We start from the raw sequence: 23201 nt of genomic DNA, 5'->3' as shown, positions 1-23201 counted from the left end.
TATGAGAAGAAACACAAGCGGCATACTCCGGCATCTGATTCTTTTGGTTTACCTGCTTATCGTCTTATATCCGCTCCTATTTATACTCAATTCTTCATTTAAAAATAATTCAGAGGTCTTTCTTAATCCTTGGGGCTTTCCAAAGAAATTTGAATTGGATAATTACATTGACGCATTCACAAGCTCTAATATTGGTATTTATTTTATTAATAGCTTATATGTGAGTACGATTTCAACAACGGTAGCTATCTTGCTGGCGACTTCAATCGCTTATGCCTTAACGAGAATGAAATTTTCTAAAGTGAGCAAAATTGTTTACGGCATTCTATTGTTATCGCTGCTCATATCGCCGGCGTCGCTGCTCATTCCTTTGTATATCATGATCAAGAATATGGGGATCTACAACACGCCTCTCGCCTTGATTGTTCCTTATACAGCTTTCGGCATTCCGCTATCCGTGTTTGTCATTGCAGCGTTCTTGAAGTCTATCCCCAGGGAACTGGAGGAAGCGGGCATCATGGACGGACTTACTGTATATGGCTTGCTTTCGCGCATTATCATGCCGCTTACAATGCCAACGCTTGTGACGGTATTTATTCTGAACTTTATGGGACACTGGAATGAATTTATTATGGCAAATCTGTTTTTGTCTAGTACAAACCTGCGGACTTTGCCAGTTGCGGTTGTTTCATTTATGGATAAATTTCAAATGAACTATGGAGCTCTTACCGCATCCGTGATGATCAGTGTCATACCGGTCATTGCGATATATAGTATTTTGCAGCGGCAAATTATTCAAGGTGTTACAGCAGGCAGCGTGAAGGGCTAACGAATCGAAAATCCTCGTATATACGAATAGGAATGCAGATTTCCTGGCTTTTGAAGAAGGGAGATGTCTTTGATGTTGAAAGCACTGCTTGTTGACGATGAAATTAACATTTTACGTAATTTGGGGCGTGTTATTCCATGGGAAGATATCGGTATTGAAATCGTTGGGTTAGCTGAGAATGGCGCCAAAGCATTGGAACTGGTGGACCTTTATAAGCCTGACATCGTGCTGTCGGACATCAGTATGCCAGTCATGGACGGTATCACCTTCGTTCAAAAGCTGCGAGAGCGAGACGATTCTTGTGAATGTATTATGTTAACGGGATATCAGAGCTTTGAATATGCTAGATCGCTTATGCGGTACGGGGTCAAGGAATATTTGATGAAGCCTATTGATTATGAGGAGCTGGAGCGAGTTGTAAGACGTGTTGCGCATTCGATCCTTGTCAGACGACTGAAAGCCAAAAAAGAGGAGAAGGCGTGGGGGAACGTCGTCAGCTTGGTTTACGAAAAAATACTGTATGACTTTCTGATGGATTACACGTCCGTTGCAACGCATCCCCTTCTAACTGCGGAGGGACCACATCTGGATGAGACCGAATATATGCTGCTTCTTGTTGATCTTGAGCACTATGCCCAGCTGTCACTCGGTTGGGATGAGAAGGAACAGAGACTGTGGAATTTCGCGATCTATAACGTACTTCGGGAAGCGCTGATCTTGGAGAAGCGAACATATACGGTCCTGCAAATACGTCAGGGAGAATGGTGCTTATTGATCGAACAAGCTCGTGGCGAGAGGTCGGATGTGGAGATCAATCAGGCTAAAAAATGGGCGAATCACATTCGTGAGTGTGTTAAAAGCAATGTTAAATTGGAAGTAAGTGTAGGCATTCATTCGCATTATCTGCCCGTAACTGGGTTAGCGGCAGTGTATAAGCGTGTGCAGTGGGAAATTCACTTGTCTCCAGGCTGCAACACCATTGTGACATCAACGAATCCTAATTGTACATCGCAATTGCAGATTGATTTACTGTGGCAAATAACGGAGGATATGGTCTTTGCTCTTAAACAATGCAACCGTATTAAAACGAAAGAATTGATGGAAGCGCTCAATGATCAATTGAAAAAAATTCCCGATTCACTTATGCTGCGTGTACAGCAAATTTTGCATTATCTGGTGCTCAACCTTCTTCGCGAAATGCGTGAATTCAACATGTTTAAACAGCTCGAAGAGGAGAGCATATGGGATAAGCTCAGTTACAGTATCAGCGCGAAAGATTTACTCGTTGTTTTGGATGAAATGGTCAGTAAGTATCTTGAAGTATTTGTAAGTAAAAAATCAAGCGTCGCACTTATGGAATCGGCCAAGGCTTATATCCATGAACGAATGGCCAAGGATCTTGGCATCGATGAGCTTGCAAGCACACTAGGCATCAGCAACAGCTACTTTAGTTTGCTATTCAAACAGCATTTCGGAGTCACGTTTGTCGAGTATTTGACGAAGTTGAGAATGGAGACGGCAAAGTCCATGCTCGAAGAGAAAGAGCGCAGGGTCGCACAAATCAGCGAGTCTGTCGGTTACTTGGATGGTCGCTATTTCATGAAAATATTTCACAGATATACGGGGATGACGCCTTCCGAATATCGAGCCAGCAGGAAGAATATCGCCTGTTTTCACAAATGAAAGGAATCAAAGGGGTTGTCTCACAAGTAGATCTACTTGTGGGCAGTCCTTTTTTTCTTTAAATTAGACGTATTCTTTCTTCAGCAGATTATGCCCTCACGTTCCGCTAATTCAATTTTTAGCAGATTTCATCCACTTTAGCGGCTTGTCGTTCCGTTAAGTGCAACTCTGCCCCAAATGGACCTCCCCCTTATTGGCGGAAGTCCTCATGGATACGTGTAACCAAGTTTAAGGAGATACCCCTCAAGGTTTATAACTCTTTTGGGATGGCTCCTTTTTTTTGGTTTTGATTTAAGTTTTAAAGTCCGTTATGTTTTGTTTTCTCATTAAAACAAATACAAAAATAAGTATTCAAAAATAAACAAAGATGTGTTACGATGAATCCATCAAGAACAAACACATACTCATGGGAAGTAAGCGTAAGCGGAGAGACTTTGAGCTACGCTCAAAGATCCCTATATTAGGAGGATACGTATGGTTGCGAATTTGTGGGAAGCGGAAAAAGCGAATGCAGTATCAAAGGGCGTAGAGGAATTGGTGTACCGTTCCAATTTATTAGGGACAGATCGTGCAGTTGCTAACTGGGGCGGCGGTAACACTTCGTACAAAACAATCGAGAAGGATTTCCGTGGTCGTGATGTAGAAGTGATGTGGGTAAAGGGCAGCGGTTCTGACCTTGCTACAATGAAAGCAAAGAATTTCACAGGTCTTCGTATGGAAGACATTCGTCCTTTATTCGAGAGAGATGAAATGTCCGACGAAGAAATGGTTGCTTACCTTGTGAATTGTATGATCGACAGCAAACATCCGCGTGCTTCTATTGAGACGCTTTTACATGCATTTTTGCCTTTCAAAAACGTTGACCACACGCATCCTGATGCGATTATCGGTCTCTGCTGCGCTCACAACGGACGTGAGTTGGCGAAAGAAATTTACGGCGACCGTTTCGTATGGGTACCTTATGTGCGTCCTGGTTTTACACTTTCCAAAATGATCGCAGAAGGCGTTAGAAACAATCCAAAGGCTGAGCTCGTGCTAATGGAGAAGCATGGTCTGGTTACTTGGGGCGAAACGTCTGAAGAGAGCTACCTCAAAACTTTGGCTATCATTCAAGAAGCAGAAAGCTTCATTGAAGCTCGTGTGAACGAGAGCAGCCTTTATGGTGGAGCGAAGTACGAGTCCCTTTCTGAATCCGAGCAAAAAGATATTTTGGCACAAGTCCTGCCAATCGTTCGCGGAGCAGTGAGCAATGAGAAGAAAATGATCCTGACTACTGACAGCGCAGATGATGTTCTGAAGTTCGTGAACAGTAAAGATGCTGCTGTGTTATCCCAAGTAGGAGCGGCTTGCCCGGATCACTTGGTTCATACGAAAATGAAGCCTCTATACATCGGTTGGAATCCAAACTCTCGTGATGTAGCTTCCTTAATTGAAGCTTTGAATGCTGGAATCGCGGCTTACAAAGAAGAGTACAAAGCTTATTTTGACCGCAACAAAAATGAAGGCGACGTGATGAACGAAGCGGCACCTCGCGTTATCCTGATCCCAGGTATCGGGATGATCAACACAGGCAAAAGCTGGTCCAATGCACAAGTAAGCGGAGCTCTCTATCACCGTGCGATTGCCGTAATGAGAGGCGCAACAGCTCTCGGAACGTTCGTTTCTTTAAGCGAAAATGAATCCTTTAATGTCGAGTACTGGCCTCTTGAACTTTATAAATTAACATTGGCTCCGGCTGAAGCGGAATTTTCCCGCAAAATTGCTTTCATCACAGGCGGCGCAGGTGGAATCGGAAGCGTAACGGCTCGTCAATTTTTAAAAGAAGGCGCGCACGTCGTTCTAGCTGACCTGAATCTTGAAGGCGCACAAAAATTAGCAGCCGAACTGAACGAGCAGTATGGCGAAAACAGAGCCATTGCCGTTAAAATGGATGTAACGAAAGAAGAGGAAGTGGAAGCAGCTTACCGCGAATCGATTCTCAGCTATGGCGGTATCGATATTATCGTGAATAACGCAGGTCTTGCGACTTCTAGTCCTTTTGACGAAACATCACTCAAAGAGTGGAACCTGAATATGAACGTGCTCAGCACGGGTTATTTCCTTGTAGCTAGAGAAGCTTTTAAAATTATGAAAAAGCAAAGCATCGGCGGCAGCATGGTATTCGTCGGCTCCAAAAACTCGGTATTTGCTGGTAAAAATGCCTCCGCCTACTCGACAGCCAAAGCGGCTGAAATTCACCTTGCACGCTGTATCGCTGCTGAGGGCGGGGAATTCGGCATCCGTGTGAACTCGGTATTGCCAGATGCGATTCTTCAAGGCTCCGCGATTTGGAATTCCGGCTGGCGCAATGAACGGGCTGCAGCTTACGGTATTGAACCGGATCAGTTAGAAGAGCACTACCGTAAAAGAACGACGCTGCTCGTTAACATTTTCCCGAGAGACGTTGCGGAAGCTATTGTATACTTCGCTTCTTCCAAAGCAGACAAAACGACAGGTTGTATGATCACAGTTGACGGTGGCGTTCCGGCTGCCTTCACACGTTAATTCACCTAATAGGAGGATACAAATCCGATGAGCGATAAAGCATATGCATGGTTTGAAGAGCAGCAAGCAAATAGAGGTATTGATTTGGCTACCGTTAAAGCTAGGATCAAAGCACTGAAAGTCGAAACCCCTTCATGGGGTTACGGCGATTCAGGTACCCGTTTCAAGGTGTATAAGCAAAATGGTGTGCCGCGCAATCCTTTCGAGAAATTCGAGGATGCTGCACAGGTTCACAAATTGACGGGTGCTTGCCCGTCGGTTGCGATCCATATTCCTTGGGACAAAGTGGACGATTACGCAAAGCTTAAACAGCATGCAGCTGATCTCGGTGTTTCTATCGGAGCTGTAAACCCTAACCTTTTTCAAGAGGATGATTACATCTTTGGTAGTGTGACGAATTCTAACGAAGCTATTCGCCGCAAAGCGACGGATCATTTGCTAGAGTGTGTGGACATTGCTAAGACTGTAGGTTCTGATGTGTTTAGCCTATGGTTCGCAGACGGTTCCAACTACCCTGGACAAGTCGATATTCGAGCTCGTAAAACATGGATGTATGAAGCGCTTAAAGAAATGTACGGAGCAATGACGCCAAACATGCGTATGCTGATTGAATACAAGTTCTATGAGCCTGCGTTTTATCACACGGATCTAGCGGACTGGGGAATGGCATTCAATTTGGCGAACAAATTGGGGCCACAAGCTGAAGTGTTAGTTGATACGGGGCATCACCCGCAAGGAACGAACATTGAGCATATCGTGACTTATTTGTTAGATGAAAATAAACTGGGCGGCTTCCACTTCAACTCCCGCAAATATGGGGATGATGATCTGATCGTTGGCTCGGTAAATCCGTATGAATTGTTCCTGATTTTTTACCAAATCATTGATGCAGCGAACGATAAAAATCCACAAATCCGTCAGGCTGCTGACAATATTGCCTATATGATCGATCAAAGCCACAATATCGAGCGTAAGATTCCAGCGATGCTGCGTTCCGTGCTTAACGTTCAAACACAGTATGCAAAAGCTTTGTTGATCAACCTCGATGAAGTTAGAGACGCTCAAGAACGTCAGGACGTTCTAGGTGCAGAAGATGCAGTCCGTAAGGCATTCGAATTCGACGTGACTCCGCTTCTGCAAGCCGTTCGTGAAGAGATCGGTGTACCCGTAGATCCGATGAAAGCTTACCTAGAAAGCGGCTACGACGAAAGCATTAATGCTCGTGGCAAAGGCGGTGCCAGCTGGTGAGTAAGCCCTCCTGCGTACTGGCCTTTGATTTGGGAGCAAGCAGCGGCAGAGCGATCGTCGGACGACTTGATTCCGAAGCGGGCATCGTTACGATCGAGGAAATTCACCGCTTCTCGAATGATCCAGTGAAGGTGGGAAACCACCTTCATTGGGACATTTTGAGATTGTTTCATGAATTGAAACAAGGTATTTTACAGATGAAGCATCTGGGTTATACGGATATCGAAAGCCTGGCGATAGACTCATGGGCAGTAGATTTCGGTCTGCTTGCAGCAAATGGTGAGCTTCTCGGTAATCCCTACCACTATCGGGACCATCAGACGGATCATGTCATGGATAAGGTCATTGATCTTGTTGGTCGTGAAAAGCTGTATGCCAAAACAGGTCTTCAGTTCCTTCAATTTAATTCGATTTTTCAACTATATGCGTTAAAAGAAAGAAATCCAGAGCTTCTGCAGCGTGCAGATACGTTCTTGATGATTCCTGACTTGCTCAGATACTTCTTAACGGGAGAAAAACACAGCGAGTACACCAATTCCACAACGACACAGCTGTTTAATGCAACAACGCAGACGTGGGACACGGAGCTCATAGATCAGCTTGGCCTTCCTGGTGAGTTATTACTGAAACCGGTTTCGTCAGGGACTAGAGTTGGTGCCTTAACCAAAGAGATTTGTGATGATCTTGATGTTCCTTCGATTCCTGTCATTGCCGTAGGCGAGCATGATACAGCATCTGCTGTTGTCGCGGTTCCCGCTTTAGAAGAAGATTTCGCTTTCTTAAGCTGCGGTACTTGGTCACTGCTCGGAACTGAGACGTTGGCGCCGGTGCTAAGTGAACAGGCATTAGTTTGGAATTTCACCAATGAAGGCGGCGTTTATGGGACGAACCGTTTGCTGAAAAACATCATGGGTCTTTGGTTAATTCAGGAATGTAAGCGTACATGGGATAAAGAAGGCAAAAATATCAGCTTTGCTGAGTTAGTGAAGCTTGCCGAACAGGTGAAGCCTTTCCAATGCTTCATTGATCCGGATGATGACATGTTCTTGAATCCTGAGCATATGCCGAAGCAAATTCAGCAATACTGCCGGGAAACGGATCAGGTTGTACCGCAAACGGAAGGTGAAATTGTTCGTTGTATGTTGGAAAGCTTGGCTTTGAAGTATCGATTTATTTTAGAAAGAACGGAACAGCTATCGGGGAAGAAGTATCAAGGTCTTCACATCGTTGGTGGCGGCATCCAGAACGAGTTGCTTTGTCAATTCACGTCAAATGCTACACAGCGCGAGGTTTGGGCGGGTCCTGTTGAGGGTAGTGCCTTAGGTAACCTTGTAGTACAATGGATATCACTAGGGTATATCGCGAATTTGCGCGAAGCCAGAAAGCTGATTCGGAATTCGTTCCCGGTCAAAACGTACCTCCCTCAGGATGGAGCGGGTTGGCAGGCAGCGTATGCAGCATTTTGTCAGGTGGCGTCCCGATCGACGGTGAAATGAGGGAATACGATGCTGGTAGCGGAAAGATGGCAGAGAATCGTTCAGTTGGTGAATGAAAGAGGAAGTATTCGCGTAACGGAACTCAGCGAGCTGTGTCAAGTAACGGAAGAAACGATACGACGTGATTTGGATCGGTTAGAAAGCGAAGGCAAGCTGATGCGCAGCCATGGCGGCGCTGTTAGTGTGAAGGAAGCGCAGTCGGAAGTCCCTTTCATGGAAAGGGAAACGGCGCAGTCGGATTTCAAGAACAGCATCGCGAAGGAAGCGGTATCGCATATTCGGGAGCATGATCGGATCATTTTAGATGCAAGTACAACGGCTTGGTATATGGCCAAAATTATTCCCGATATGCCACTGACGATCATCACGAACTCGATGAAGGTTGCGCTTGAGGTGAGCGGTAAGGAGAAAATTCAGGTCATATCTACAGGTGGACTCCTTTCGCCAAAATCGTTGTCCTATGTAGGACCACTTGCGGAAAGATCCTTAGATATGTATCACGTTCATAAGCTGTTCTTGTCATGTAAAGGGGTTCATATCCAACGTGGAATTAGCGAATCCAACGAGCTGCAAGCGCTTATTAAACGCAAAATGATCAGTATCGCTGATGAAACGTACCTGCTTGCTGACCATAGTAAATTCGGCATGCAATCTTTGACGCAAGTAGCCGGCTGGCCCGAAATTAAGCACTTGATTACAGACGGGCAAACAAACAAGGATGATGTGGACCAGATTCGGGATAAAGGTGTGCACGTCCTCCAATTAGATAAAGGTTAAAAATGATGTTCCTCCCATCACCAGTATGTTCTCTCTACTGAGGATGGTTTTTTGTATAACCAAATACCTCTGAGGAGGGAACGATTAAGGAAGGGAGTTAGCTGCAATCATGAAAGTATCCTTATTCATTACGTGCTTAAGCGACCTTGTTTACCCCAAGGTTGGTGAGTCTATGGTTCATTTACTTGCAAAATATGGAGTCAAGCTAGACTTCCCTGCGACTCAGACATGCTGCGGTCAACCAGCCTTCAATAGTGGCTATTGGGATGAGGCGCGAGGTTCCGCGTTGACACTGCTTCAAGCGTTTGAAGACAGTGATTTCGTGATATCACCTTCGGGTTCATGCACAAGTATGATTCATCATTATTATCCGAAGCTTTTTGAAAATGACCCTATCAATCTAGCGAGAGCTAACCGATTAGTAGAAAAAACATATGAATTCACACAGTTCCTCGTGCAAGTATTGGGCGTTACGGATTTGGGGGCCGTGTTCCCGCACAAAGTGACCTATCATCCGTCCTGCCACGGCAGCCGACTGTTAGGTGTCAAAGAGGAACCGATGCAGCTGATGCAAAATATTCGTGACTTGGAGTTGGTTCCCCTTCCACATGCAGAGGACTGTTGTGGGTTTGGCGGAACTTTTGCAGTGAAAATGTGCGATATTTCAGGTGCTATGGTATCCGAAAAATCGGATCATGTGCTGGAAACAGAAGCAGAAGTACTTGTTGGACTGGATATGGGATGTTTAATGAATATTGCAGGCAATTTATCCTACCGTGGAAAACCCGTGAAGGTCATGCATCTAGCGGAATTACTGGCCGAGGGAGTGAAGCTGGCGCATGAGCGATCATAAACCTACTGGGACCGTCAAGGAAAGATCCAAGGTCGCGCTGAACAATGACTTTCTTCGCAATGCGGTTAAGTTCACGACCGAACGGCTGAAGAACGGAAAGCTAGCTGCGACTGAAGAGCATGGGAACTGGGAAGAGTGGCGTGAGCGAGGCAGGCAAATTAGGCTGCATACGATTGCACACTTGGACTACTATCTTGGCAAATTCGTTGAAAATGCGAGAGCGCAGGGCGTACACGTTCACTTCGCAGCCGATGCAGCTGACGCTGTTCGTTTGACGATGCAAATCGCCGAGCATAAGAAGGCGAAAAGTGTAGTAAAGTCCAAGTCGATGGTTTCCGAAGAATTGCATATCAACCATGCGCTTGAGCAAATCGGTGTCGAGGCGATTGAAACGGACCTTGGCGAATATATTATTCAGCTGGCAGGCGAGACGCCTTCGCATATTATTATTCCTGCGATTCACAAAAATCGCTATCAGATCGCCGATCTGCTTTCTGAGGATGCAGGCGAGAAGCTTGAGCCGGACACGGGTATATTGGCTGGCTATGTAAGAAGGAAGCTGCGTGAGAAGTTCCTTGAAGCCGACATTGGGATGACGGGCTGTAATTTTGCAATTGCGGATACGGGGTCTATCGTTCTTTTCGAAAATGAAGGCAATGCGCGGATGGTTAGTACCATCCCTAAGACTCAAATTACCTTCATGGGCATGGAGCGAATCATTCCAACTTTAGACGATCTCGAAGTGATGGCGACCTTGCTGCCGCGTTCGGCTACAGGACAAAAGCTCACGGTGTATATGTCTGTGATTTCTGGACCGAAGCGGGAGCAGGACGGCGATGGACCGGAAGAAATGCACGTCATTATTTTGGATAATGGACGTTCCTTGCAGCTTGGAGATCCGCAATTCCAGGAATTGCTGAACTGTATTCGCTGTGGTGCATGCTTAAACGCTTGCCCGGTTTACCGTCACATCGGCGGCCACGCTTATGGCGGTGTGTATAGTGGTCCGATCGGCGCTGTGCTTACGCCTGCCCTTAACAAAAACGTCGACCAATGGGACGATATTGCGAGTGCTTCGAGCCTGTGCGGTGCCTGCTATGAGGCATGCCCAGTGAAGATCCCACTGCATGATATGCTCATTTATCTCCGTCAACGCAAAGTAGAACGCGGGGCGACGGATTTTGTTGAGAAGGTCGGCATGAAGGGCTTTAATTTCTTGATGTCCGACGCGAAGCGGGTTAAAGCGTTAATTAAACTCGGCCGCATTGGGCAGAAATTGTTAGTTCGCGATGGTCATATCAAAGCGAAGATAGGTCCGTTAAAAGGTTGGAATTCCTACCGCTATGCGCCAAGCATGGCGAAGAAGACGTTCCGTGAATCATGGAAGGACATCGAGCAGGGATTAGAAGGCACCTTCCCTGAACTTGATTCCGTGATGAAAGCCCGCATGGAGAAGCTAGTGGCAGATCGCAAAGACGGCGGAGGAGGACATCATCATGGCTAAATCAGATGCAGCATTTCTCCAGAAGCTTCACCAAGAAGCTCTGAAGGATCAGGAGGCCTTCTTTGCTAATATTTCTAATCGGCTAGGCAGAGCTAAGCCTTTACAAACAGCGCCCGCGCACCCTATGAAGGGGGCTCCTGAATTCTGGGAGCAGGTGGATCTCCCGCTCGAACAGCGCATTCAGTTGTTCATGACGAACTGGCAGAAGGCCGGGGGCCATACGAAGCGTCTTGCGAGTATGGTGGAAGCAGAGGATTTCATTGCAAACTTCATCGCAGAGACACAAGCCAAACACTTGATCATTCAGGATCAACCGGAGCTAGAGTCTCTTCGTGCTGTGCTTGCTGGCTCGGAAACGGACATCACGGTGTGGAACGCAGAAGGTGCTGATCCTACTGCCAAAGATGAGCTTGTCGCGAAAGCGGCTGGAGCGGACATAGGCATTGTCGCCGTTGAGCACGCTGTCGCATACACAGGTTCACTAGTGGTCACTTCCGATGCTACTAGAGGCAGAAGTGTCAGCTTGCTGCCAACCACGTTTATTGCCATCATCCCGGTGGATCGAATAAGAACAAAGCTGGGCGAAGTTTTGCGCCCATTCGATGAACTTGCTGCTGAAGATAGACCGGCAGGTATTCATTTTATCTCGGGTCCGAGCCGCTCGGCCGACATCGAGAATGATTTGACCATTGGTGTCCACGGACCCGGCATCGTTTATGCACTTATCATTGAGTAACCAAAGAGCTGTGAGGGAATGATTTCCCTTGCGGCTCTTTTTTAATTTATCAAGTGAAGTATTCCGGATGCATGCACCATCACTTGGAAAGTGATGGTGTTTTTCATGTTTCTCTGTTTGCTGGATTGTTGAGTGGTAGTGGGAAGAAGTGGAATTGTGGAAGTGTTGGAATCGCTGGAAGTAGTGGAAGTGGTAGATGCTAGTTGAAATGGTGGAAGGTGTTGAGAGTGCTAGAAGTGTTGGAGGTAATGGAAGTATTGAAGTAGTAGTGGAATTTGTGGGAGTGGTTGAAGTAATGGAATTGCTTGAAGTAGTGGTAATGGTGAAAGAATTTGAAGAGTTCGAAATAGTGGAAGTGATAGAAGTATGAGAAGTAGAGAGCAAGTTGGAAGGGAAGTTGTACTCCGTACAACAATTTCCTTGATTTTTCTCTAGAAAGCTGAAGATGTTGTATGTTGTGCAACAATTTATCCGTATTTCCTGCTATTTAGCTACTTTCTCGTGAAATTGTTGTATTTTTACAACATTCGCGGGGAAAACGAGGATTAGCTAGCCAAATCTTGTACAAAATACAACTCCACACGTATGGAGCCATCGATACTACGAATATTTAAACAAGTGTTGACCACCGCCATACGGCAGTGCTACAACGAGCGCTTCGCGCGTGTTTGAGAACTATCTTCGGCGTAACTTTTGCACAAATGAAATAAACGCTCGTCCAAGGACGGCGTAAGCCGAGATAGCTGTAGGTTAAAATGTTGTCAACATTATTCATGACGAAAAGGGATTTTGATTTGATTGAATATGTAAGCGCTTTTGCATTACGATAGTAACATGAAACAGACAAAGGGAGGTTATCTTAATGAGTGCAACTTCTGCACACAAGCAAGCATCCTCCGGAGGATTCCGGGTGAAAGTACAAAGTTTCGGTCGTTTCTTGAGTGGTATGGTGATGCCAAATATTGGTGCATTTATCGCTTGGGGATTAATTACGGCTTTATTTATTCCGACAGGTTGGATTCCAAATGAATATTTGGCTAAGCTCGTCGGCCCCATGATTACTTATCTACTCCCTGTCCTAATTGGTTATACGGGAGGTACGATGATACACGGAACACGCGGCGGCGTCATCGGCGCTGTAACCACGATGGGGGTCGTCATCGGAACGGATATCCCCATGTTTCTTGGGGCGATGATCGTAGGTCCGTTCGCTGCGTGGGTACTCAAGAAGTTTGATAAATCGATTGAAGGTAAAGTTAAATCCGGCTTCGAAATGCTCGTCAACAATTTCTCTTCAGGCATCATTGGCGCTATACTTGCCGTTCTTGCTTACTCGGTAGTTGGTCCTGCGGTTCAGGTCGTGAGTAAAGCTCTTGCTTCCGGAGTTCAAGCACTTGTGAATGCCGGTCTGCTCCCGCTTGCAAACGTTTTGATTGAACCAGGTAAAATATTGTTCTTGAACAACGCGATTAATCACGGTGTGCTAAGTCCGATTGCGTTGGATCAAGCCTCCAAAACAGGTAAGTCGATCTTGTTCATGCTGGAGTCCAATCCGGGTCCAGGTCTTGGTATCCTGCTCGCGTATTGGATGGTGGGACGTGGCGCAGCGAAGCTTTCGGCTCCTGGCTCAGCTATTATTCACTTCTTTGGCGGTATCCATGAAATCTACTTCCCATACATTCTCATGAATCCGCGTCTGATCCTGGCTGTTATCGCGGGTGGCGTAACGGGTACGTTCACATTCTCCCTGTTCAATGCAGGTCTAGTTGCTCCGCCATCACCGGGAAGCATTTTCGCTTACATTGCCATGGCTCCTAAAGGAGGTATGCTGCCGATTTTCACTGGGGTTATCACATCTACGATTGTCTCTTTTGCAGTCGGTGCATTGTTGTTGAAAACGACGAAGCAAACCGAGAATGAAGAAGATTTGGAGCAGGCTACAGCGAAAATGAAAGAAATGAAACAAGCTCCCGCTGCCGCGGCAGCTGAAAAAGTCAGCACCTCAACGTTGACGCCAGCTTCTGAGGTACAAAAAATTGTGTTCTCCTGTGATGCAGGCATGGGGTCAAGCGCGATGGGAGCTTCCATTTTAAGAAAGAAAATGAAAGAAGCTGCTATCGACGTCATCGTGGTCAACACAGCCATTAGTGAGATTCCACCTGATGCAGATATCGTTATCACTCATAAATCATTAACTGATCGAGCACGTAATAAGGCTCCGGAGGCTGAACACATTTCCATCGATAATTTCATGAAAAGTCCAGAATACGATGAACTTGTGAAACGATTATCTTAATATACCTTTCTAACGCTGGCTATTTGCCGGCGTTATCTCCATTTTGTTCGCGAGGAGAAATATCATGAGCCTGTCTAACAGGATTCGTCAAATCCTAGAGCTGTTAATGAATCGAACCGATGATATTACAGCAGGAGAAATCGCTGCCGAAATCAATGTAAGCACAAGAACGGTTCATAGGGAGCTGTCCGAGTTGGAGACGATTTTGGCAGCTTATGGATTAACTTTGCAAAAAAAATCGGGGAAAGGGATTCATCTACAAGCAGAACCGGAAAAGATTGAGGCGTTCCGGCGATTGTTATATGGGATGACGGACATTGAATTTTCTGCCGAGGATCGCAAAATCATGATTCTGTGCACCTTGTTGCAAGAAGAGGAGCCTGTCAAACTATTCACTTTGTCTCATGAATTGGGCGTAACGATCCCAACCATCACGCACGATCTCGATGAGCTGGATAGCTGGATACAGAAGTCTGACCTAATCCTTGTACGTAAAAGAGGATATGGTGTTGGTTTGAGCGGTTCCGAGGCGAATAAACGCAGGATGATTGCACAGCTTGCCAAAAACGGTCTCGATGAAGCTGATCTATTTGGGAAAAATGTGAATTCGCATTCGCCAGTTACACAAAGGTTGTTGGAACTCATTGGGAAAGAAAACTTTACGAAGGTGGAGGCCGCTCTTTGGCTTGCTGAAGATGAAGGTTTAAGTGAACTATCCGAGCAAGATTACACCAATCTGCTCATTCAGATTTCGATAACTATTGCTAGAATTCAGCAGGGTAGACAGATCGAACTGCACCCTGAACCTTACTCGCTTCGATCAAATAAGCTGCTTACGCATACGATTGAGCAGCTATCTAAGGTAATTCCAATTGAATTAATAACAGCAGAAATTTTCTATATAGCCGAACTACTGGAGCCCAAGTCACTCAAACATCCGAATCAGCTGCTTCCGGTGGAAGAGCTAAGCTATATGGAAATCGTGTGGAAGCTCATCCGGAACATGGAGAGCAGTATCGCGGTCCGTTTCAGCGATGATCGTTCATTACGAGAGGGGCTGCTTAGCCATTTGGAGTCCGCTTTGAGGCGGCTTCAAGCAGGTGCAACCATTCGCAATCCGCTTTTATCGCAAATCAAGAAAGATTATGAAGCTCTATTTGAAGCTATACGGAAAGCAGTAGATAAAACAATAACCGAAATTGCCGTGCCCGATGAAGAAATTGGCTTTCTGGTTATGCATTTCGGAGCTTCTATCGAGAGACAAAAGCAATTTAGGCGTAATGTTAAAGCGATTCTCGTATGTACAAGTGGGATCGGGACTTCCAAAATGTTGGCCGTAAGACTTACCAAGGAGCTTCCGCAAATTGATATTATCGGTCATGCTTCTTGGTTTGAAGCAGCGCGCATCCCCGAAAAGGAATACGATTTGATTATATCTACAGTGGATTTGCCTTTGGATGAAGATCAGTACTTGAAGCTAAGCCCCCTGTTAACGAAGGAAGAAGCCGAGCGGCTAAGGCTATTTATTCAAAATGTTACACTGCAAAAAGAAGCTGGAGAGCGTACTGAATCGCTTCAAGAGGCTGATTCCACGAACAGATTGCATCGAATTCAACACTATGTCAACGAAATTGTAAGCATCATCGATCCATTTACGGTGTATCCTATCGAGCAATCCTTTCACAGTCTGAGAGAAACTTTGGAGGTCATTTGTGGATATGTTAGACACTCAGGTGTGATCGATGAAGTGGAGCCAATCGTCAACCTGCTGCTAGAAAGAGAACGATTAAGTAGTCAAGTTATCCCAGACACGGGTCTTGCCCTCTTTCACATTCGAAGCGAGCAGGTTAGGAAGCCATCTTTCAATTTATTTCGATTAAAGGAAGACCTGCTGTTAGACCAAGGTATGGCGTCAGATGTAAAGCAGCTGCTGCTCATGCTTGGTCCGAAGGAGCTTTCGAAAGAAAGCCTTGAAGTGCTCAGTGAAATAAGCTCTTATCTATTGATTCCAGAAATGATCGAACTATTGAAATCGGGGACTCAGTCGGAGATCAAGCATTTTTTATCCCAGGAACTCGCTGCCTTTTTAGAAAATAAAAAATAAATCGGATATAGGGAGAGATAACCATGACTATCTTATCAACGAATAAAATTAAACTAAACGCTAAGCCCAAGGATAAATTCGAGGCCATTCGGATGGCAGGCCAACTGTTAGTAGATGCAGGTCATGTGTCGGCTGCTTATATCGATAAAATGCTGGAACGAGAACAAACATTGTCCACCTATATGGGAAATGGTCTGGCTATCCCTCATGGTACGCAGGATTCCAAATCACTGATTTTATCGACAGGATTGTCGATTGTGCAAATTCCGGAGGGTGTGGATTTCGGTGAAGGTGAAAAAGCCACCTTAGTCATTGGTATTGCTGCCGCGGGTAATGATCATCTGGATATCTTAACGAATGTCGCGATGATTTGTTCCGAGGATGAGAACATGGAGATGATCATGAAAGCGGCGACGCCTGAAGAAATGGTGAAAATTTTCGAAAGCGGGATGGAGTCATGAGGGCTGTCCATTTTGGTGCAGGAAACATCGGCAGGGGGTTCATTGGTTTAATTTTGTCCCAGGCCGGTTATGAGGTGATTTTCTCCGATGTGAATGATAGCTTGGTTGAGCTATTGCAGGAGAGGAAGTCATATACAGTACGCTTAGCAAATGAGGATCAAGAAACGTTCACCGTTTCAAATGTTACGGCTATTAATGGTAAGAATTTAGAAGATATAGCTAGAGCCGTTGCTGAGGCCGATTTGGTTACAACAGCCGTGGGCGTAAACATTCTGAAACATATTGCTGCTGGGATCGCCAAAGGGATTGAAATGCGGATCGAACGCGGAGCGGCGCCACTACACATCATTGCATGTGAGAATGCCCTTGGTGGAAGTACGCAGCTCAAAGAACATGTATACGCTCATCTAAGTGAAGATCTGCACGATAAAGTAGACGCAAGCATCGCATTTCCTGATGCTGCTGTCGATCGGATTGTTCCAATCCAACATAATGAAGACCCGCTGCAAGTCACGGTTGAGCCCTTCTACGAATGGGTTGTTGACGAGTCCCAAATGCTGGAGGGCTTCCACCGCATTGAGGGTATCCATTATGTGAAACATCTGGAGCCGTACATTGAGCGCAAGCTGTTTACGGTCAATACAGGACACTGCAGCGCGGCTTATCTTGGATATTTACATGGCTTTACTACGATTCAAGATGCGATGGCGAACTCGCAAATTGCTTCGCTTGTGCGTCATGTTATGCATGAGACTGGCGCCCTGCTTATCGAAAAACACGGCTTCGATCTTGCTCAGCATGAGCAGTATATCGATAAAATTTTGAACAGATTCATAAACCCCTATTTGATAGACGAGGTTACTCGAGTAGGTAGATCGCCGATTCGTAAGTTATCCAGCAATGATCGTCTTGTTCGTCCCGCTTTGCAGGCCTATGAGCTTGGGATGAAACCGACCTATTTAGCTATGGCGATGGCCGCTGCTTTCTTGTTTAATGATCAGGAAGATCCTGAAGCCGCCCAGATTCAAGCTGAATTGCGAAAGCTCGGAGTTGCTCAAACGATAACGAAGTATACGACCATCTCTGAAGACCATCTGATTCATGAAATGATTAGAACCCAATATGAACAATTAAAACAATCAGATCTATCTTGAGAAAGGGGAGTCCCCAAATGGCTAAAATGATGACAAAACGACTTACCGGCATTGCTGCTTCCCCCGGCATTGCAATAGCGAAAGCTTTTCGGTTGAACAATGCTCATTACGAACCTGCCCCTGAGAAGGTGGCAGACGCTCCTATAGAAGTAGAACGATTTCGCAAAGCTGTCGAGGAAGCGAAACAAGAGTTAGAAGAGATTAAAGATTTGACTGAACAGCGCATGGGTGCAGCAAAAGCTGAAATTTTCGAAGCACATTTGATGCTTTTGGAAGACCCGGATTATATTGATGCAATTATCGAGGGTATTGAAAGCGAAGGCTTGAATGCTGAATTTAAGCTGCATGAAGTTGCGAGCAGCTTCATCGAAATACTGAGCTCGATGGATAACGAGCTGCTCCGGGAACGCGCTAGTGATGTGCGTGACGTCACGGGTCGAATTATGAGCCGGCTTCGAGGTGTCTCTTATGCAGCGATTGCGGCCATTAACGAGCCTTGCATTTTGATAGCCGAAGATTTGACACCGTCCGATACCGCACAGTTAAATCTCGATTATGTGCTTGGCTTTGTAACTGAGATCGGCAGCCGTACTTCGCATTCGGCGATCATGGCTCGCTCGCTTGAGGTACCAGCTATTGTTGGAGCAGGAGCAGCGGCAGTGGAAATCAAAATGGGCACCATGATTATTATGGATGCCGTAGAGGGCACCGTACTCATCGCTCCAAGTGATGAAGAGATGGAGACCTACAAAGCTCGTAAAGCAGCATACGATCAGCGAAGAATCGAACTGCGCAAGCTGTTGGATCAACCTTCAATCTCAGCAGACGGGCGCCGCGTAGAATTGGCTGCCAACATTGGCAGTGTGGAAGATTTGCAGAAGGTGTTAGCTAACGGGGCGGAAGGCATCGGTTTGTTTCGGACCGAATTTCTTTATATGGGGCGCAGCTCTCTGCCTAGTGAAGAGGAACAGTTCCAGGTCTATAAGCATGTGTTGGAACGAATGAACAGTAAACCTGTCGTTATACGTACACTCGATATAGGCGGAGATAAAGAACTGCCTTACATGAAGCTCCCTGTAGAGAGCAATCCGTTCCTTGGTCTACGCGCGATTCGTCTATGTCTGAGCAAGCAAGATCTGTTTCGTACACAGTTAAGGGCGCTTCTGAGAGCAAGCAGCTATGGACAATTGAAAATTATGTTCCCGATGATTGCCATTGTGGATGAGCTGCTAGCTGCCAAACAATTGCTTCAAGAAGAGAAAGAGAAGCTAGTTCAAGAAGGAATTGCCGTATCCGAAACCATAGAGGTCGGCATTATGATTGAAGTGCCGGCTGCAGCGCTAGCAGCGGATTTCTTGGCGAAAGAGGCCGATTTCTTCAGTATTGGAACGAATGATCTTATTCAATATACAATGGCGGCAGATCGGATGAACGAAACCGTTTCTTACTTATACCAACCTTGTCACCCCGCCATTTTACGCTTAATTCAAATGGTTATTCAGGCAGCAGCCAAAGAAGGTAAATGGGTTGGCATGTGTGGAGAAATGGCCGGTGACGAAACGGCGATACCGATTCTTCTCGGCATGGGACTCCATGAATTTAGCATGAGTGCCAGTTCGATTTTGCCAGCGAGAGCGTTAATTAAACAAACTTCACATAGAGAGTGGGCAGGCTACACGGAGCAGGTTTTATCCATGAGCAGTCAGACCCAAATTAAACAATTCGTAGAACAGAAAACAAGGAGTGACTTGAAATGATATCCCAAACATTTACTGTCCTAAATCCATCCGGCTTTCATGCCCGTCCGACAAAAGTATTCGTTCAGAAGGTTGGTACGTTTCCCTGCAAAGTGAATGTAATCAAAGGCGATAAGAAGGTTAACGGAAAAAGCTCACTTAGTATGCTCACACTTGGCATTCAACAGAATGACGAAGTAACTTTGGAAGTGGACGGCGAGCAAGAGGAGCAGGCAATTAAAGAGCTAGGGGCTCTACTGACTCACATCTTCGAAGAATAAGCGAGTGACAAACCCAATCCATTTCAATTGAAAAAGCCAGCAGGTTAGTGCCGATAGTCATGGCACTTACTTGCTGGCTTGTTTGACCACATAAGAAAGTATAAGTTTTGGGTTCACGAAAACCGTTTTCTTATTGGCGATAAAACCTACCTCTAAACGCAGTCGCTCATCTTTGAATGGCCTCGATAGAGGTTTTCTCATTAGTTACGAACGTACCATTCACCGGACACCCAATCGGTTGTTTTCCAACGCAATACATCCGGCGTTGCGAGATGGGCAATTTCTTTGAGGAACTCAAGCTGCTCAAGCTCAGTCATTGGCTTAAAGCTTTTAGCAATGGCTAGATTTTGTTCCAGCTGGGCCATGGATTCCATCCCGACAATCGCTGTAGATATCGGCAGCGAGAACGTATATTGGAGTGCTTTCTCGTACCAGGGTGCCAGCTTACCGAGCGCCATAACCTTCATGCCGATGACAGCGACACCTTTCTCGTTCGCTTTAGGTAAAAACTCATGAGCGAAGCTGTAGATGAGATGATCCGCTGCGGATAAAGCAACAAGTGCGCTGTCGAACGGAAACCGTTCAATCGCTTCCAGCTGAACTCTAGGATTCGTGTGGCCGCTGATCGAGATATGCTTGATCATCCCTTGTTCCTTGGCCTCAAGAAGCGCTTCTAGCGCTCCGCCTTTGGCGAAGCATTGATCAAGCTCTTCCATCGTCATGATATTATGCAATCGCCATTCTTCGACGTGATCCGTTTGCAGACGCTTCAGACTTGCTTCCAGCAGCTTCAGGGAACCGTCTCTTGTGCGATCATGTGTTTTGGTAGCAATCCAAACTTCATTCCTTCGTCCATCGCGTGCTAATGCTTTACCCAGTCGTTCCTCGGATTGCCCATCCGAGTAGCTTGGTGCTGTATCGAAATAGGTAATCCCTTCGTCAATCGCACGATTCACAATTTGAATCGCTTCTTCTTCTGTACACTGGTGTTCGTCGACAATGCGCTGAGCGCCAAAGCTCAGAACAGGAAATTGCTGCCCGGTCGAACCAAACGAACGTTTCTCCACATGATTCACTCCTCGTATGTAAGATGGCGACTTTCATTCTTTCCTATCGTTTCCAAAAAGGATACCTGATCATACCAAATTGGTATATGAAACATGTTTTCCTTCATACTGATATCGGTTCAAGCAGGAATTAGTTCTCCTCAAGTATAAAATAAGTAAGAGAAGGACGCTAGCATTCGTCAAATTGTTTGTATATTCACAAAAAAACATGACTTTAGTCCTATTTTTCGACAAAAAATGATTGTATTAAATAATAAATAAACTTATTATATGTACATATACAACTTTTTGTTGAATTATCGGAGGGTCAATGACAATTGAGCAAGGAAAGCCTTATGACAGCCCAGGATTTCATCTTTGGCAGGTTACGAATCTATGGCAAAAAAATCTTCGTTATGCCCTGCATGATTTGGATCTCACGCATGTTCAATTTATTTTGCTGGCAACCACAGAATGGTTAAATTCTCAATCCCCTCTTGGGGATGTGACACAGGTTCAAATTGCCATGCATGCGCACATTGATCCCATGATGGCATCACAAGTGCTTCGTAGCTTAGAAAAGAAAGGGTTCCTCATTCGCAAGGAACATCCGACGGACACGCGGGCCAAATCAATTTCTTTAACGCCAGCTGGAGAGATGTTGATATCCAAGGCAATAGACATTGTCGAGCAAGCCGATCGCCGTTTTTTTTCTAAACTGGGGGAAGAACAGGAAACGTTGGCAAGCTTGTTGAGATCTTTAGGAAGCATGACAACTCATGAAAATTAGATCATAGGGAGAGGTGCCTGGAATATGGAGAAGTCATCACTAATCGGAATTGTATTAGCTTTTATATCCATTGGTGTGGGTATGGTATTGAAAGGGGCAAGCCTGGTAGCACTGCTGAATCCTGCCGCTGCCTTAATTATTTTCGGTGGTACAGCATCGGCCTTATTTATTGCTTTTTCAATGGCAGAAATGAAGAAGATTCCGACCTTAATGAAAATTATTTTTACCGAACAGAAATTAATGCCTAAAAAAGAACTGATCGAGACATTCATCGATTGGGTATCCATCACACGCCGTGAAGGCTTACTTTCCTTGGAAAAGCAAGCAGAAGAGCTGTCAGACCCTTTTATGAAAAGCGGCATGCGCCTCATTATTGATGGAAACGACGCAGATTTTGTCCGTGATGTATTACTAGAAGATATTGCTGAAATGGAATCAAGACATAAGAAATATGCAAGTATTTTTACGCAAGCTGGTACATATGCACCGACACTCGGCGTACTTGGCGCCGTTGTTGGACTCATCGCTGCTCTCGGTAATTTGAATGAAGTAGACAAACTAGGTCATCTGATTTCAGCGGCATTCGTTGCAACGATGTTCGGGATTTTCCTTGGTTACGTTATTTTCCACCCATTCGCAAATAAGCTGAAGCAGAAGTCTAAGAAAGAAGTAGAAATTAAGCTTATGATCGTAGAAGGGCTACTCTCCATTCAATCCGGTGTATCTGCCAATTCCGTGAAGCAAAAAATGATGATCTTCGTTGCCAACAGTGAACGTGCGTCGTATGACGAAGATTCGAAGGAGGCCGCTTCACAGTGAGTAAAAAGAAGAAGCATGAGGATCATGAAGAACATATTGATGAAACCTGGCTCATTCCCTATGCGGATTTGCTTACCTTGCTTCTAGCCCTCTTTATCATTCTGTTTGCATCTAGTCAGGTGGATTCTAAGAAATACGACTCGATTATGCGGTCTTTGAACAATGCCTTCACGGGAGGAGAAGCACCCTTCGCGATGTCGAATATGGTTCCAATAAATGATGCGGGGAATTCTACGAAAAACAATAATAAGAGCCAGAATCCTCCGCCGAAGGACGATAGTAAAACCGACAGTCAGCTGGCCGCCAAGCTGCAAAAAGAAGAGAAGGATCTCAAAGAGTTAAAGCAAAGCATGGATGCTTACATTAAAGAAAACAACATGAGTGAGCAGCTAACTACGAAGCTGGATAATGAGAAGCTGACCATTACGATTAGTGACCGTGCACTGTTTGATTCAGGGTCGGCTACTATTAAACAAGAATCCCAAAAGCTGGCTGTTTCCATGTCAAATTTGCTGGGCAGTTATCCAGGATATGAGGTTGAAGTAGCAGGTCATACGGATAATATCCCGATTCGCCGAGCGGACTTTGAAACGAACTGGGATCTAAGCGCCAAGCGTGCGGTCAATTTTATGAAAATACTTCTGAATAACAGTAAAATTGAGCCTGCTTCCTACTCTTCGGTTGGATTTGGTGAATACAGGCCGATTGCAGAAAATGATACGACAGAAGGTAGAGCGAAGAACCGCCGTGTTGAAGTGAGCATCTTGCGTAACATTAAAGCAACGGATGAGATTGCGAAATAATGGCTATTACATAGAAGACTTATTTTGAAAGATAGGCTAAG

General features: G+C 45.5%; 20 protein-coding genes. 19 read left to right on the top strand and 1 reads right to left on the bottom strand.

Annotated elements, in window-relative coordinates:
- Nucleotide 1: 1 nt before the first annotated feature.
- From GC098_RS05030 to GC098_RS04955, 16 genes are all read left to right on the top strand, one after another.
- Complete coding sequence (locus tag GC098_RS05030) at nt 2-829, top strand: carbohydrate ABC transporter permease (protein WP_171641519.1); 828 nt, start codon at nt 2-4, stop codon at nt 827-829.
- 72 nt (nt 830-901) lie between these two features.
- Nucleotides 902-2512: a response regulator transcription factor gene (locus GC098_RS05025; RefSeq protein ID WP_171641517.1), complete on the top strand. Its 1611-nt coding sequence runs from the start codon at nt 902-904 to the stop codon at nt 2510-2512.
- Between the two features lie 474 nt (nt 2513-2986).
- Nucleotides 2987-5056, top strand: a complete 2070-nt coding sequence (locus tag GC098_RS05020) for a bifunctional aldolase/short-chain dehydrogenase (RefSeq protein ID WP_171641515.1) — start codon at nt 2987-2989, stop codon at nt 5054-5056.
- Nucleotides 5057-5083: 27 nt separating this feature from the next.
- The gene (gene rhaI, locus GC098_RS05015) at nt 5084-6304 is read left to right on the top strand and encodes an L-rhamnose isomerase (RefSeq protein ID WP_171641512.1); all 1221 of its coding nucleotides are present in this window, start codon (nt 5084-5086) and stop codon (nt 6302-6304) included.
- The gene (gene rhaB / locus GC098_RS05010) at nt 6301-7800 is read left to right on the top strand and encodes a rhamnulokinase (protein WP_376773833.1); all 1500 of its coding nucleotides are present in this window, start codon (nt 6301-6303) and stop codon (nt 7798-7800) included. The genes rhaI and rhaB overlap by 4 nt, the downstream gene beginning before the upstream one ends.
- Before the next feature lie 9 nt (nt 7801-7809).
- Nucleotides 7810-8577 carry a DeoR/GlpR family DNA-binding transcription regulator gene (locus tag GC098_RS05005; RefSeq protein ID WP_171641510.1) on the top strand — a complete coding sequence of 256 codons (768 nt, stop codon included), beginning with the start codon at nt 7810-7812 and terminating at the stop codon, nt 8575-8577.
- A gap of 109 nt (nt 8578-8686) precedes the next feature.
- Complete coding sequence (locus tag GC098_RS05000) at nt 8687-9430, top strand: (Fe-S)-binding protein (protein WP_029194752.1); 744 nt, start codon at nt 8687-8689, stop codon at nt 9428-9430.
- Entirely contained in the window at nt 9417-10934 is a 1518-nt protein-coding gene (locus tag GC098_RS04995) for a LutB/LldF family L-lactate oxidation iron-sulfur protein (RefSeq protein ID WP_171641508.1), read from the top strand. The genes GC098_RS05000 and GC098_RS04995 overlap by 14 nt, the downstream gene beginning before the upstream one ends.
- A complete protein-coding gene (locus GC098_RS04990) occupies nt 10927-11670 on the top strand; it encodes a LutC/YkgG family protein (RefSeq protein ID WP_171641506.1) in 744 nt (247 codons plus the stop codon). The genes GC098_RS04995 and GC098_RS04990 overlap by 8 nt, the downstream gene beginning before the upstream one ends.
- Before the next feature lie 196 nt (nt 11671-11866).
- Nucleotides 11867-12040 carry a hypothetical protein gene (locus GC098_RS04985; RefSeq protein ID WP_171641504.1) on the top strand — a complete coding sequence of 58 codons (174 nt, stop codon included), beginning with the start codon at nt 11867-11869 and terminating at the stop codon, nt 12038-12040.
- A gap of 492 nt (nt 12041-12532) precedes the next feature.
- On the top strand, nt 12533-13966 hold the full coding sequence (locus tag GC098_RS04980; protein ID WP_171641502.1) for a PTS mannitol transporter subunit IIBC: 1434 nt from the start codon (nt 12533-12535) through the stop codon (nt 13964-13966).
- 64 nt (nt 13967-14030) lie between these two features.
- A complete protein-coding gene (locus GC098_RS04975; RefSeq protein WP_171641500.1) occupies nt 14031-16070 on the top strand; it encodes a BglG family transcription antiterminator in 2040 nt (679 codons plus the stop codon).
- 23 nt (nt 16071-16093) lie between these two features.
- Nucleotides 16094-16531: a PTS mannitol transporter subunit IIA gene (locus tag GC098_RS04970; RefSeq protein ID WP_171641498.1), complete on the top strand. Its 438-nt coding sequence runs from the start codon at nt 16094-16096 to the stop codon at nt 16529-16531.
- Nucleotides 16528-17685: a mannitol-1-phosphate 5-dehydrogenase gene (locus GC098_RS04965; protein ID WP_171641496.1), complete on the top strand. Its 1158-nt coding sequence runs from the start codon at nt 16528-16530 to the stop codon at nt 17683-17685. The genes GC098_RS04970 and GC098_RS04965 overlap by 4 nt, the downstream gene beginning before the upstream one ends.
- A gap of 29 nt (nt 17686-17714) precedes the next feature.
- Nucleotides 17715-19442, top strand: a complete 1728-nt coding sequence (gene ptsP / locus GC098_RS04960; RefSeq protein WP_171641652.1) for a phosphoenolpyruvate--protein phosphotransferase — start codon at nt 17715-17717, stop codon at nt 19440-19442.
- Nucleotides 19439-19702, top strand: a complete 264-nt coding sequence (locus tag GC098_RS04955) for an HPr family phosphocarrier protein (protein ID WP_029199314.1) — start codon at nt 19439-19441, stop codon at nt 19700-19702. Before ptsP ends, GC098_RS04955 begins: the two co-directional genes overlap by 4 nt.
- 200 nt (nt 19703-19902) lie before the next feature.
- Here GC098_RS04955 and GC098_RS04950 read toward each other — a convergent pair whose 3' ends face one another.
- On the bottom strand, nt 19903-20769 hold the full coding sequence (locus GC098_RS04950) for an aldo/keto reductase (protein WP_171641493.1): 867 nt from the start codon (nt 20767-20769) through the stop codon (nt 19903-19905).
- A gap of 310 nt (nt 20770-21079) precedes the next feature.
- Between GC098_RS04950 and GC098_RS04945 the strand changes: the two genes are divergently transcribed.
- From GC098_RS04945 to motB, 3 genes are read left to right on the top strand one after another with little or no spacing between them, the layout of a single operon-like run.
- Nucleotides 21080-21538 carry a MarR family winged helix-turn-helix transcriptional regulator gene (locus tag GC098_RS04945; protein ID WP_171641491.1) on the top strand — a complete coding sequence of 153 codons (459 nt, stop codon included), beginning with the start codon at nt 21080-21082 and terminating at the stop codon, nt 21536-21538.
- A gap of 24 nt (nt 21539-21562) precedes the next feature.
- Nucleotides 21563-22357 (top strand): flagellar motor stator protein MotA, encoded by a 795-nt coding sequence (motA, locus tag GC098_RS04940; RefSeq protein ID WP_171641489.1) that lies wholly within the window; start codon nt 21563-21565, stop codon nt 22355-22357.
- Nucleotides 22354-23160, top strand: coding sequence for a flagellar motor protein MotB (gene motB, locus GC098_RS04935; protein ID WP_171641487.1), 807 nt, complete (start codon nt 22354-22356; stop codon nt 23158-23160). Before motA ends, motB begins: the two co-directional genes overlap by 4 nt.
- Nucleotides 23161-23201 lie beyond the last annotated feature (41 nt).

The organism is Paenibacillus phytorum (assembly GCF_013141715.1).
Taxonomy (GTDB): Bacteria; Bacillota; Bacilli; order Paenibacillales; family NBRC-103111; genus Paenibacillus_E; species Paenibacillus_E phytorum.
This window is presented reverse-complemented; position numbering and strand designations above follow the sequence as displayed.

Bases quoted from the DNA above. Each gene is read 5' to 3' on its own strand.
- GC098_RS05025 (WP_171641517.1), top strand. From the start codon at position 902: ATGTTGAAAGCACTGCTTGTTGACGATGAAATTAACATTTTACGTAAT.
- rhaI (WP_171641512.1), top strand. From the start codon at position 5,084: ATGAGCGATAAAGCATATGCATGGTTTGAAGAGCAGCAAGCAAATAGA.
- GC098_RS05030 (WP_171641519.1), top strand. From the start codon at position 2: ATGAGAAGAAACACAAGCGGCATACTCCGGCATCTGATTCTTTTGGTT.
- GC098_RS04975 (WP_171641500.1), top strand. From the start codon at position 14,031: ATGAGCCTGTCTAACAGGATTCGTCAAATCCTAGAGCTGTTAATGAAT.
- GC098_RS04985 (WP_171641504.1), top strand. From the start codon at position 11,867: ATGCTAGTTGAAATGGTGGAAGGTGTTGAGAGTGCTAGAAGTGTTGGA.
- GC098_RS05020 (WP_171641515.1), top strand. From the start codon at position 2,987: ATGGTTGCGAATTTGTGGGAAGCGGAAAAAGCGAATGCAGTATCAAAG.
- GC098_RS04995 (WP_171641508.1), top strand. From the start codon at position 9,417: ATGAGCGATCATAAACCTACTGGGACCGTCAAGGAAAGATCCAAGGTC.
- GC098_RS04970 (WP_171641498.1), top strand. From the start codon at position 16,094: ATGACTATCTTATCAACGAATAAAATTAAACTAAACGCTAAGCCCAAG.
- GC098_RS05005 (WP_171641510.1), top strand. From the start codon at position 7,810: ATGCTGGTAGCGGAAAGATGGCAGAGAATCGTTCAGTTGGTGAATGAA.
- GC098_RS05000 (WP_029194752.1), top strand. From the start codon at position 8,687: ATGAAAGTATCCTTATTCATTACGTGCTTAAGCGACCTTGTTTACCCC.
- GC098_RS04980 (WP_171641502.1), top strand. From the start codon at position 12,533: ATGAGTGCAACTTCTGCACACAAGCAAGCATCCTCCGGAGGATTCCGG.
- GC098_RS04965 (WP_171641496.1), top strand. From the start codon at position 16,528: ATGAGGGCTGTCCATTTTGGTGCAGGAAACATCGGCAGGGGGTTCATT.
- GC098_RS04955 (WP_029199314.1), top strand. From the start codon at position 19,439: ATGATATCCCAAACATTTACTGTCCTAAATCCATCCGGCTTTCATGCC.
- ptsP (WP_171641652.1), top strand. From the start codon at position 17,715: ATGACAAAACGACTTACCGGCATTGCTGCTTCCCCCGGCATTGCAATA.
- GC098_RS04990 (WP_171641506.1), top strand. From the start codon at position 10,927: ATGGCTAAATCAGATGCAGCATTTCTCCAGAAGCTTCACCAAGAAGCT.
- motA (WP_171641489.1), top strand. From the start codon at position 21,563: ATGGAGAAGTCATCACTAATCGGAATTGTATTAGCTTTTATATCCATT.
- GC098_RS04945 (WP_171641491.1), top strand. From the start codon at position 21,080: ATGACAATTGAGCAAGGAAAGCCTTATGACAGCCCAGGATTTCATCTT.